The sequence below is a fragment of the Mycolicibacter arupensis genome, assembly GCF_002086515.1.
Classification (GTDB): Bacteria; Actinomycetota; Actinomycetes; order Mycobacteriales; family Mycobacteriaceae; genus Mycobacterium; species Mycobacterium arupense.
Map to the genome: position 1 here is coordinate 127,543 of NZ_MVHH01000005.1, position 12,916 is coordinate 140,458.

3 protein-coding genes are annotated in these 12,916 nt (G+C 69.4%); all 3 read right to left on the reverse strand.

What is annotated here, in order from left to right:
* Positions 1–13: 13 nt before the first annotated feature.
* Complete coding sequence (locus tag BST15_RS04525) at positions 14–4,417, reverse strand: type I polyketide synthase (RefSeq protein WP_046188361.1); 4,404 nt, start codon at positions 4,415–4,417, stop codon at positions 14–16.
* A complete protein-coding gene (locus BST15_RS04530) occupies positions 4,414–9,873 on the reverse strand; it encodes a type I polyketide synthase (RefSeq protein ID WP_109370680.1) in 5,460 nt (1,819 codons plus the stop codon). The genes BST15_RS04525 and BST15_RS04530 overlap by 4 nt, the downstream gene beginning before the upstream one ends.
* Positions 9,873–12,916: SDR family NAD(P)-dependent oxidoreductase (locus BST15_RS04535; RefSeq protein ID WP_133053190.1), on the reverse strand; the 3,044-nt coding region annotated here is incomplete at its 5' end. The genes BST15_RS04535 and BST15_RS04530, both read right to left, overlap by 1 nt.

Below are 12,916 nucleotides of genomic sequence, written 5' to 3' on the forward strand. Positions count from 1 at the left end.
CTCAATCAACGGGCTACGACAGCTCGACCAGGGTCATTTCGTCCTCGCCCTCCGAGGCCGCATCCTCTTCGGCGAGCGCCGCACGCACCACGTCCATCACCGCCGTGGCGAAGCCCTCGGCGATGGTGTGCACCACCGACTCCTGGACGCGGCGGTTGTCGTACCACCAGTCCAGGTACATCACACCGCCGGTGCGGTAGGCCCGAAGCTCCAACGCGTACCCCAGCCCCGGGATCGCCTCGCGCACCGGCATCGCGGTGTCCGGGTCGAACTGCACGGGAGAGTCGCCGAGCGACGGCGGCTCGGGAATGGCACCGACGTAGGAGAAGTGCACGTCAGCGGGGGCAACCGAGCCCAGCAGTCGTGCGGTCGGCGCGTACAGGTAGCGGAGCAGGCCGTAACCGACTCCATAGTGCGGTACGCCGTCGAGAGCGGCATGGACCGAGTCCAGCAGCTGCCGTGCACCGGCCTGGTCGCCGGCCGAGCATGCCAGCGCAACCGGGTGCAACGTAGTGAACCAGCCCACCGTGCGCCGCAGATCGACCTCGGGCTTGAGCACCGAACGGCCCGCGCCCCCCAGGTCGACGGCAAGCGTGCCCTCACCGATCGCCGATGCCACCGCCCGACTCAGTCCGGCCAGCAGGATCTCGTTGATCGGCAACCGCAGCCGGCGCCGGGCATCGTCGATCTCGCTGGTGTCGGCGGCGGCTAAGGCCGTGCTGACCTTGGACAGGTCGGCGACGGCCGGTGGCTCCGCGACGTCTGCGGCCAGCCGCAGGTTCGCCGCCTTCGTTGTCGTCAGCCAGAATTCGCGGCTTTCCAGCACCGCTGGGTGGGTGGCCAGGCCGGCGCAACGCTGCGACCACTCGGCCCACCCGACACCGACCGGTTGCAGTTCGATGTCGTTGCCGGACAGCTGCTGGCCGAACGCGGTGAAGATGTCGGTCAGCAGGATGTCGCGCGACGCCTCGTCGCCGACAGCGGCATGCAGGCTCAAGGCCAGATAGCACAGGTCACCGGAGGCACCCCGGACATAGAGGGCGGTCAGCGGCGGGCTGGACAGGTCCTGGTCTCGAATGTGCTCGGCGAGCAGGGTGTGCACCGCATCGCGCTCGGCGGTCATGCCCTCCGGCAGTGAGTGCGTGCGGATCTCGTCGAACTCGCCGGGTTCGGTGATGCGCTGCTCCCAGGTTCCGGCCCGCTCGGTCAGCCGCAGTCGCAGTGCGTCGTGGTGGTTGACCACCGCGGTCAACACGGACCGGACAGCGTCGACCGAGACATCGGGCCGCAAGCGCAGGATCAACGGGATGCGCCAGCGACCGTGCTCGCGAACACCGTTCTCCAAGAAGTAGGTGATGTTCGGCGGTACGGGCGGGTGCTCGACCTCACCGAGCGACTGGCGACCCAGCCCGCCCGCGGCGTAGCGGGCGGTCAGGGCCTTGGCCAGTGCCGCCACCGTCGGGTTGTCGTAGAGATCCTGCGGGGTGAGGTCCAGCCCCTCGTGCGATGCGGCCATGGCGACGCTGATCGCCACCAGCGAGTCACCGCCCACGTCGAAGAAGTTCGCGGTCCGGTCCACCGAGCCCACACCCAGGCAGACCGCCCAGATGCGCTGCAGGGTGGCTTCCATCGACTCGCCGCCGCCGCTGCCGCTCTCACCGTTGCGCTGCCCGCTCGCAGCGGCGCCGGCTCCGGTACCCGAGACCCAGGTGGCACCGGCGTTGTGCTCGAGCCAATGCCGTTGGCGCTCAAACGGATAACCGGGGACCGTCACACGTTTGGGTTGGTAGTCCCCACGCAGCGCAGACCAGTCCACGTCGATCCCGGCAGCCCACAGTTGCCCCAGCGCCAGCAGGAAGGTGTCGCGGTCGTCGCGGTTCTGAGCGTGATGGCGCATGAGACGGATCGCCCGGTGACCGTTCACGAACTTCGGATTGCGTGCCGCGGAGGCGGTCAGTGTGGCACCGGGACCGACCTCGACAAGGACGCGGTGCGGGTCGCTGAGTACCGTGTCGACCTCGTCGGCGAACCGTACCGTGGCACGCACACTGCGTGCCCACGTCGCCGGGTTGGTCGCCTCGCTCGGCGCCATCCAGGTACCGGTCAGATTCGACAGCAACGGAATCTGCGGCTCGTGCAGGGTCTGTCGGGACAGGAAGGCGGTGAATTCGGAGATCATCGAATCCATCAGCCGGGAGTGGAACGCATGCGAGGTGCGCACCCGACGCGCGTTGATTCCGGCCTGCTTGAGCCGCTCGGTGAACTCGCGGATGTCTGAATCGGCTCCGGCGACCACACAGCCGTCCGGATCGTTGACCGCGGCGAGGTCGACGGCATCGGTCAGGTAGACACCGACCGCGTCCGCGCTGACGGGCACGGCCACCATCACGCCACGCGGTGCGGCATGCATGAGCCGCGCCCGCATCGCCACCACCTTGATCGCGGTGTCCAGGTCGAAGACTCCTGCGATGGTCGCTGCGGCGTACTCGCCGATGCTGTGACCGACCAGCGCGGTGGGCCGCACCCCGTAGCTCTCGGCCAGCTTCGCCAGCGCGTATTCCACGGTGAACAGTGCAGGCTGGGTGCGATCGGTGCGCTCGAGATCACGCGAGGTGCCCTCGAAGATCATCGCGCGCAGGTCATAGCCCAGTTCCGACTCGAATCCGGCGGCGCAGCGGTCGAAGTACTCGGCGAACACCGGCTCGCTGTCGTAGAGGCCCCGTGCCATGCCGATGTGCTGGGCACCCTGCCCCGGGAACAGGAACACCACCCGGTCGGTGGCCTCGGCGCTCACCTCGGCGAGATCGATGCCTTCACCGATGAAGACGTTCTCACTGTCCTCCGCGCCCAGGACTGCGACCGCGTCGGCGCGGTCGGCGACCACCGCCGCCAGCCGCAGCTTGTGCGGCTGCCGACCCGCCAGGGTGTAGGCCACGTCAGGCAGGGTCGGCCCGTCAACGTCGTCGGCACCGGTCAGCTCAGCGGACAGCTCAGCGCGCCCCTGCGCCAGCGCCTCGGCGGTGCGCGCCGACAGCAGCAGCACTTCGGGGCCGGGCTTGGGTGCCACCGACGCCGCGACGTCTTCGCGGGGCCACTCTTCGACGATCACGTGGGCGTTGGTGCCGCCCACCCCGAACGAGCTGACTCCGGCGCGCCGGATGCCGTCCCACTCCCACGGGCCGTACTCGCCGCGGATCCGGAACGGCCCGTCCTCGAGATGCAGTTCGGGATTCGGGCTGGTGTAGTGCAGCGTGCCGGGAATCGCCCGGTGCTTGAGGCACAGGATGGTCTTGATCAGGCTGGCGATGCCGGCCGCCGACTCCAGGTGCCCGATGTTGGACTTGACCGATCCCACGTAGCAGGGACCCTGCCGCTGCTCTTCGGAGACCGCGAAAGCCTGTCGCAGACCCTCGATTTCGATCGGGTCGCCCAGCGGGGTGGCGGTGCCGTGCGACTCGATGTAGCTGATGGTGGAGGCGTCCACCTCGGCCACCGCGTGCGCCTCGGCGATCACGTCGGCCTGCCCGGCGGCGGTGGGTGCGGCGTAGGTCATCTTGGTGCCGCCGTCGTTGTTCAGCGCCGAACCCCGGATCACTGCGTGGATCTGGTCACCGTCATCGACGGCCGCCTCCAGCGCCTTGAGCACCACCACACCGACGCCGCTGGAGAAGATCGTCCCGTCGGCCCGCACATCGAACGGCCGACAGTGTCCACTCGCCGAGACCATCGAACCCGGCTCATGCCAATAACCGACGTGGTGCGGAACCCGCAGCGACGCCCCACCGGCCAGCGCCATATCGCATTCACCGTTGAGAATGCTCTGGCACGCCAGGTGCAGTGCGACCAGCGCCGAGGAGCACGCCGTCTGCACCGACAACGCCGGCCCGTGCAGGTCGAGCTGGTGGGCCACCCGAGTGGCCAGATAGTCCTTGTCGTTCTGCAGCGAGAGGTTGACCATCTCGAAGCTGACGCCCTGGCCGATGATCAGGTTCGGGTCGTAGTGGGACATGAGGTTGTGCAGCAGGTAGCCGCTGGTGGTACTCGTCCCGTAGACGCCGACCGAGCCCTCGATCTCACCGGGGCGGTAGCCGGCGTCTTCGAGGGCATGCCACGCCGTCTGCAGGAAGAGCCGGTGCTGGGGGTCCATGGTTCGGGCGGCCAGCGGGGTGAAGCCGAAGAAGCTCGCGTCGAACTCGTCGATGCCGTCCAACAGCGCAGCCCGGCGCACATAGTTGTGGTTTGCCAGCGCCACGTCACTCACGCCACTGGCACGTAACTCGTCTTCGGACAGCGTGACAATGGATTCGGTGCCGTTGCGCAGGTTGTTCCAGAACGCCGACAGGGTACGGGCGCCCGGAAAGCGCCCCGCCATGCCGACGACGGCGATCGCGCCTTCGGGCACTTCGTTGTTGGTCACGAACGATCTCCTACTTTTCGCCGTGCCGCGGCCCGCTGACGTGCCGCAGCACGCTGCTGAGCCCGGCCCCGTACACCGCCGGCCTCGCTCGCGCCGTCTGCCCCCTCAGGCTCGGCGAGGCCGAGTTGACGGGCCAGATCGGCGGCCAGGTCGGTCAAGGAGGCACCCTGCAGCAGCAGTGCGACCGGAGGCTCCGCGCCGAAATCGCCGCGGACGGTGTTGCGGATGCGCACAGCCATCAGCGAATCCATGCCGAGTTCGGTCAGCGGCCGGGCGGGGTCGATCACACTGCCCTTGGGGTAGCCCATGATCGCCATGATCCTCGAACCGAGCCGCGCGACGACGGCAGCGCTGGCCTCGGCCGCGCTGAGCTGCTTCAGTCCTTCCGGACCGGGCCAGTCGTCGTCCTGGTCGTCGAGGTCCAACTCTTCGGCGAGCGTGGCGAAGTACCCGAGTTGCTGCAGTTCCGGGAACGCCGCGGCCACCCGGTCCAGGCGTAGCCTCGCGACGCCGACCCGCGACAGGTCGCCGCCCAGAATCGCCTCGAGAGCCTCCATGCCTTCGTCGGGGTTGATCGGGTCCAGGGCACTGAACTTGAGCTCCTGGGCGACCCCGACCCCCGACCACTGTCCCCAGTTGATGGTGATCGCCGGCAGTCCGGCGGACCGCCGCCACGCCACCAGCCCGTCGAGCCAGGCGCTGGCCGCGGCGTAGGCGGCCTGGCCGGGAGCACCCAGCAGCGAGGAGGTCGAGGAGAATCCGACCCACCAGTCCAGGTCCTTACCGAGCGTGGCGACATGCAGCCGCAGCGCTGCCGCGGCCTTGGGAGCCCATACCCGGCTCAGGGTGTCTTTGTCGATGCCGACGACGATCTGGTCGTCGATCACCGCGGCACCATGAATGACACCGCGCAGCGCATACCCGGTCTGCTCCGCCGCGGCCACCAGGCTCTCGGCTACGCCCGGTGCCGCGAGATCGCCGGAGACGACTGCGATCTGGGCCCGCTGTTCGAGCTCGGAGAGCACCGCGCGCTGCTCGTCGGACGGTTGCGAACGGCTGTTGAGCACGATCCGCGCGGCACCGTGGTCGATGAGCCAGCGGGCGACGACCAACCCGATCCCGCCCAGGCCGCCGGTCAGGACGTAGGCGCCGTCGGGGCGTACGGCCGGAGCGCCGGTCGGGCTCAGGGTCGCCCGCTTGAGCCGCTCGGCGTACCGCTTCTCCCCACGCCAGGCCACCACGTCGTCACTGCTCGCCAGGCCCAACTCGGTGATCAAAGCCGTCACCGGGTCGGCTCCAGCGTCCAGGTCGACCACACCGGTGCGCAGGTCCGGGTGCTCGTAGGCCAACACCCGCACCAGCCCCTTCAGGGCGCAGATCGACGGGTCACCCGACTCCGCCTGCTCAGCGGCGCCGACCGTCAGGCCGTTGCGGCCGACCAGCCACAAGCGCGGTGCGGCGCCATGCCAGCCGCCCACCAGGGTGCGCACCGTCGAGACAACCGACCACGCCAGTTCACGGCCGCGAGAGGGTGCGTCGCCGGTCGCATCCCGGGCTTCGGTGCCGTCGAAGGCGCCTGTGGCCGCCAGCACCACCACGCCGACCGGCGGCCGGTTTGGGTCGCCGGCGGCCTGCGCGAATGCCTCCCGCACCGCGGCCTCACTGGACAGATCCGCGGTGATCACCCGGCGGCTGTCGGATCCGAATCGGGCTGCGAAGTCCGCGGCCAGCGTTTGAGTTTCGGAGTCCTCAGCCAGCACCAGCCAGCTGCCGTCGGCGGCCGCCGGTGGTTGCGCGGGTGCGTCCGCACCGATCCACTCGGTGTCGAAGATCTTCTGGGACAGCGGCAATGGGACGGTCCGGCGTTGCACCCGCTGCAGATAGATTCCGGACAGCTCGGCGGTGACCGCCCCGGTTTCGTCGGTCAGGGTGACGCGGCCCAGGATTCCGCCGTCGTCGTGGCTGGTCAGCTCGGCGTGCGCGCGCGCCCGACGGCCGACGTCGCCGAAGATCCGGATGTTCTCGACTGCCACCGGCAGGTAGGTGGCCTCGTCCATGCCGGCCGGACCCATCAAGGATTCGTCCGGCAGTGCTGCCGCCAGGCACTGCAGGGCCGCGTCGAGCATGACCGGGTGGATGCGATATCCGCGGTGCGCGGTGGCTTCGTCGGGAAGCACGATTTCGGCTTCGGAGGCACCACCGGGCTTGCGCACGATCCGGGTCAGGGCGGCGAAGGCCGGGCCGTGCTGCAGACCGGTTCGCCGCAGCGCCGTGTACAGGTCTGCCGGTGACAACGCGGTCCCACCGCTGGTGGGTGCCGGGCGTGGTGGTTCGGTGGCCGGCTGCGATGTCGTGGCCCGAGCCACGGCGTGTCGCGACCAGCTGCCGCCGGCCGGACGGGAGTGGATCTCGATCCGCAGCTCTTCGGAGCCATCGGCATTGTGCAGGAGGTGCGTGGTGACCTCGGTGCGCTCGTCGACTCGCAGCATCTGCTCGACCTCAACCCGGTCCACGGCGACCGCAGACGCGGGAAGCCCCAGGGCCTCGCCGGCGGCGGCCAACGCGATCTCGGCAAAACCGGTGGCCGGCATCACGACCTGGCCGTGCACTTTGTGGTGCGCCATCCAGGAGACCAGGTCGGTGCCCACGTCGGCCTTCCAGACGTGGCCGGTGCCCGACGGCAGCTCGACGTGGACGCCCAACAAGGGGTGCGCGTCGGCGGAGTGTCGGGCGGCCGCCGCAGGCGCCGCCCAGTACCGCGTGTGTTGCCATGGCCGCGGCGGTAGGTCGGCGCGGCCGACCCCGCCGTCGGGTTGCGGCGCATCAGCCGAGGGTGGCGCGACGGTTGCCAGATTGGTGTGGAAGCTCAGCGCTTCCGGCTGATCGCGCAGCAGGGTTCCGCTCACCACGCTGTCGCCGGAGGGGCGCGCCGTCTCGAGGTTGCCGTTGATCGCGTGACTGAGCAGCGGGTGCGGGCTGACCTCGACGAAGATGGCATGCGCCGCAGCGGCAGCGGTGACGGCCTGGCTGAATCGGACTGGGTTGCGCAGGTTGTGCACCCAGTAGTCGGCATTCAGCTCGGGCGCGCCGGATGCCTCGTGTCCGACAGTGCTGATCAGCGGGATCTTCGGCGCCGACGGCGCCAGATCGGCCAGCGCGGTCCGCAGGTCACCCAGAATCGGGTCAACGGTGGGGTGATGCGACGCCACATCCACCTCGACGCGCCGGGCGAGCTTGCCCTGAGCGTCCACAATCGCGACCACGGCATCGACCTGGTCGGGCGGGCCGGCAATCACCGTCTGCTGCGGCGCCGCGTACACCGCCACCGTGATGTCGGGGTGCTGGGCGACCAGCTTCTCCGCGGCATCGGCGTCCAGCTCCAGCAGTGCCATCGCGCCCTGGCCGCTCAGTCGAGCCATCAGCTTCGACCGGGTGGCAATCACTTTCAGGCCGTCGGCGGGTGTCAGCGCACCGGCCACCACGGAGGCGGCCACCTCCCCCATCGAATGTCCGATCACGGCGTCCGGTTCGACCCCGTGAGATCGCCACAGCGCGGTCAGTGCCAGCTGCATGCCCACCAGTACCGGCTGGATACGGTCGATGCCGACCACCGGTTCGCCGGATTCCAGGACCTGACGCAGCGAGAACCCAACCTGCGCAACGAAATCGGGCTCAAGTTCATCGACGGCGGCAGCGAACGCCGGCTCATCGAGCAACAGTTGACGGCCCATGCCGGCCCACTGCGATCCCTGCCCCGAGTACAGAAAGACGGTGCCTTTGCCGCGCACCGCGGTGCGCGTGCCGACCACCCCGGGGACCGGGTATCCGCCGGCGACGGCCCGCAGCCCGGCCAGTGCCTGCTCAGTGTCGCGCGCGCTGACCGTGGCGAACTTGGCGTACCTGCTGCGGTGGTGGTTGAGAGTGCGGGCGATGTCGGCCAGGGGCACCCCGGCGCCCGGTCCCTCGATCCAGTCGGCGAGAGTGGCGGCCCAATCCGCCACGCGCTGTTCGTTCTTGCCCGACACCACCAGCGTGGCGATCGGATCGGCCGGAGCCGAGCCCGTCGCCGGCTCGGGCCCCTGCTCGAGCACCACGTGGGCGTTGGTTCCACCCAGCCCGAACGACGAGACCGCGGCGCGCCGCGGCCCCTCGGCCGCCGGCCAGGGTGTCATCTCGGTGGGCACGAACAGCCGCGTCGGGGACGGGTCGATCGCCGGATTCCATTTGGAGAAATGTAGATTCGGCGGGATCTTCCCCCGTTGCACCGATAGTGCGGCCTTGATGAAACCTGCGATTCCAGCCGCCGCCTCAAGATGGCCGATGTTGGTCTTGACCGCACCCAACGCGCACTTGTCGGCGCCGCGACCGTAGACATCGGCCAGCGCCTCGAACTCGATTGGGTCGCCCAAAGCTGTTCCAGTGCCGTGGGTTTCGATCAGGTTGACCGAGTTGGCGGCGACATCGGCGCTACGCAGTGCACGGGTGATGGCGTCGATCTGGGCGATCGTGTTGGGGGCGGTCAAGCCATTGGACTTGCCGTCCTGATTGATCGCCGAGCCGCGGACCACGGCCAGCACTCGGTCGCCGTCGCGGATGGCGTCAGTGAGGCGCTTGAGCACCACGATCCCGGCGCCTTCGCCGCGAACGAATCCGTCGGCGCCGGCGTCAAAGGTGTGGCACCTGCCTCGCGGGGACAGCATTCCCCACTTAGCCATGGCGATCTGGGTTTCCGGTCGCAGAATGAGGCTGACGCCACCGGCCAGCGCCAGATCACTCTCGCGCAGGCGCAGGCTCTGGCAGGCCATGTGGATGGTCACCAGCGACGACGAACACGCCGAGTCCATCGCGACCGCCGGACCGCGCAGGCCCAGCAGGTAGGCGATCCGGCCCACGGCGACCGCATGTGCGTTTCCGGTTGCCGAGTATCCGTCGATGGCGTCGGGGTTGGCTGCTGAAATACCTTGGTATTCGGTGTAATACACACCCATCATTACCGCGGAGCGGATCCCCGACAAGGTTTCCGGCGACAGCCCGGCGTGCTCAAGGGCCTCCCAGGCGACTTCGAGCATGAGCCGCTGTTGCGGGTCCATCGCCTCGGCTTCGCGCGGGGAGATCCCGAAGAAGTCGGCGTCGAACCCGGCCACATCGGAGATGAAGCCGCCCCACTTCGACGACATCCGGCCCGGGGCCAGGGGATCCGGGTCGTAGTACTCGTCGGCGTCCCAGCGATCCGCAGGGATCTCGGTGATGGCGTCGCGCCCGTTCTCCAACAGGTTCCAGTAGGCATCCGGGCCCGAAGCGCCGCCCGGAAAGCGGCAGCCGATGCCCACGACGGCGATCGGCTCGGCGGCGGCGATCCGCGAGGCCTTGTCGAACTGCTCGGTCAGCGCCCCCCGCTTGTCGGCGCCCATCGCCGACATCCTGTTGAAGATCGACGTCGTGGAGATTCCCGTCATCAAATACCGCTCTCGCTACCGGTCGAAGCCGACTCGACCTGATCGAACAACTCGTCCAGCACGCCGCCGGAAGAGCCGAACCCCAAATCATCGTCGTCTTGCCCTGGTGTGCTGTCCGGCTCGGCATGACGCGACGCCAGCAGTCCCACCAGATGCGTCGCCAACGCTGAGATGCTGGGGTGATTCCACAGCATTGACGCCGACAAATCAACCCCCACCAGTTGTTGTGTCTCTTTCAGAACCGTCATCGCGATCATGGAGTCCAGTCCCATCTCCGGGAAGGGTTGATCCACGTCGATGGCCGTTGCCGATGTCCGAAGTTCGCGGGCCAGGATAGCCTGCAGCCTGACCGTCAATTCGTCGTGCCGTTTGTCCGCCGGAATGGTCGACCAATCCGGGGCGCCGCCCGCCGATGCCCCGGCAGCGGCTTGCTCACCGGTCGCACCAGCATCAACCGACACTCCGGCCCCTGTGGCCTCGGTTACCAGCTCCTCGAAGAAGGTCAGATCCCGAAATTCCGGCGAGGTGGCGACCGCACGGTCGATACGCAGCCGGCCCACCCCGATCCGAGCACCGATCACGCCGGGATCGGCACCCAGGACGGCATCCAGCGCCTCGATGCCCTCGTCGGGGCTGATCGGGTCGAGAACGCTCAGCGTCATCGACCGGCCCAGACCCACATCCGACCATTGACCCCAGTTGATGGCGGTCGCGGGCAGGCCCGATGCGTGCCGCCACGCCATCAGGGCATCCAGCCAGGCGTTGGAGGTGGCGTATCCGAGCTGGCCGGGCAGTCCGAGCAGTGCCGCCATGGAGGAGAAACCCACCCACCAGTCGAGCTGGGCGGAAGCGGTGGCGGCGTGCAGCCGCGCGGCGCCGACAGCCTTGGCCGACCACACGCTCTCCAGGCTCTCGCGGGTCACGGCCGTCACCAGGCCGTCGCCCAGCACACCGGCGGCGTGCACGACACCGCGCAGCGGCTTGCCGGTCTCCTGCGCGGCGGTCACCAGACGCTCGGCCACCCCCGGCGAGCTGATGTCGCCGGCGACAAAGACCACTTCGGTGGCGGCGGCCAGTTCGTCGAGCACAGCGCGCTGCCCGTCGGCGGGCTCGCTGCGGCCGTTGAGCACGATGCGTCCGGCGCCGCGGGCCACCAGCCAGCGGGCCACCACGATGCCCAAACCACCCAGGCCTCCGGTGAGCAGGTAGGAGCCGTCAGCGCGGACCTCGGCCTGGGGAACCGGGACCGTGTCGGCGGCCCCGTCGAGCGTGGCCCGGGTGAGGCGTTCGGTGTAGCGCTGTCCACCGCGCAAGGCGATCACGTCGTCGCGTAGCGGGGCGCCCAGTTCGGCCAGCAGGGCGTCGGCCAGTGCCGCGGTATCCGCCGAGGATTCCAGGTCGACCAGGGTGGCGCCCAGGTCGGGCTCGTCGGCGAGGACCCGGGCGAGCTCACCGGGGAATCGCCAGGTGCGGACCACGCCTTTGAGTGCGCCGATCGCTGGGTCACCCGGTTCGTCGCTGCCGAAGGCCAGCCCATCGCGGCTGACCAGCCACAATCGCGGCTTGTTCGCGCCGGCTGCCTGCCGCCAACCCTCGACCACCGCACGGGCCGTCGACCACGCTGTCCAGACGAGCTCACGGGCGCGTTCCAGCACAGCGTCCGGGTTGGACGCGTCGAATCCGCGCCGGTCCAGGAAGACGACGATGCCGGCGGGCGGATGCGCGGGGTCCGCGGCGGCCTGCCCCACCGCCTCGATCACAGCGGGGTCCTCGGCGAACGGACCGGTGATCACCCTGCGGTTCGGGGCAGCCAGCCGGGCGGCGAACTGCGCGGCCAAGCCCTCGGGATCGGTTTCAGCCAGCACCAGCCAGCTGCCGGCGGCCGCACCGGTGCCGTCGGTGGTCGTGACCTGCTCGGTCGGAGCCCATTCGGTGGCGAAGAGTTTCTGGTCCAGCGGTACCCGCAGCGAGCGGGGATCGAGCGGGCGCAGCTCGACGCCGGTCAGTTCGGCCACGACGGCGCCCGACTCGTCGGTCAACACGACCCGGCCAACGGCCACCGTGCCGTCGTGCCTGCTCACCTCGGTGTGGCAATGCACCTGGCGTCCGGCTGGTGCGAAGACACGCACCGTAGCCACCGCCGCCGGGACGTAACCGCCGAGTTCATCCTCGGCTTCGATGCCCGCCGCCAGCTGCCGCAGCCCGGCATCGAGCAGGGCCGGGTGAAGCCGGTAGGCCGGATGGGTGGCCACAGTGTCGGGCAAGGTGAGCACACTGTGCTCGGCCCGCTCCTCGGCCGGCCCGTCTGCCGGCGCGGCTGCGATATCGGCGACTGCATGCCGGGTCCAGGCGTCGCCGGCCTGGCGGGCATGGATCTCGACCCGGGTCTGGCCGTTGGCCACGCTGAGCTGGGTGGTGACCTGCATCCCGCCGCTGAGCACCAGCGGCTCCTCGATGTGGAGGCCGGTCACCGCGATCGACCCGGAGAGTCGGCCGAGGGCCTGGCTGCCCGCTGCCACCGCCATCTCGATCAGCGCCGCCGCAGACGCCACGGCCTGTCCGTGCATCGGTTGGCCGGCCAACCATGGCATGGCCTCGGCGCCGAGGTCGTTCTGCCAGATGTGGTCGCCGCCGGTGAGCATCTCGACGTGAACGCCGAGCAGCGGATGCACGTCCGGTGCCTGACCGGCCCGGTCCGGTAGGTGGAGCCAATACCGGCCGTGTTGCCAGGGGGTGCCGGGCAGTTCGGCGAATCCGCCGGCCTCGGCGACACCAGTGCCGCCGTGATGCCGGCCGAGTTCGGTGAGCTGAACATGGAAGCTCAGCGTCTCGTCATCGCCCCGACGCAGGGTCGACGCGACGGTGACCGGTTCGGTGACGGCGGCTTCGGCAGTCTCGATGATCGAGTGCGTCAACAGCGGGTGGGGGCTGATCTCGATGAACGTGTCATGGTCGGCCGCCGCCACGGTCAGGGCCTGGCTCACCAACGCGGGCTGGCGCACGTTGGCCACCCAGTAGTCGGCGTCCAGCACCGGAGTGGGCC

Excerpts from the sequence above, each read along its gene's own strand:
- BST15_RS04530 (WP_109370680.1), bottom strand. The coding sequence starts at position 9,873 with ATGACGGGAATCTCCACGACGTCGATCTTCAACAGGATGTCGGCGATG.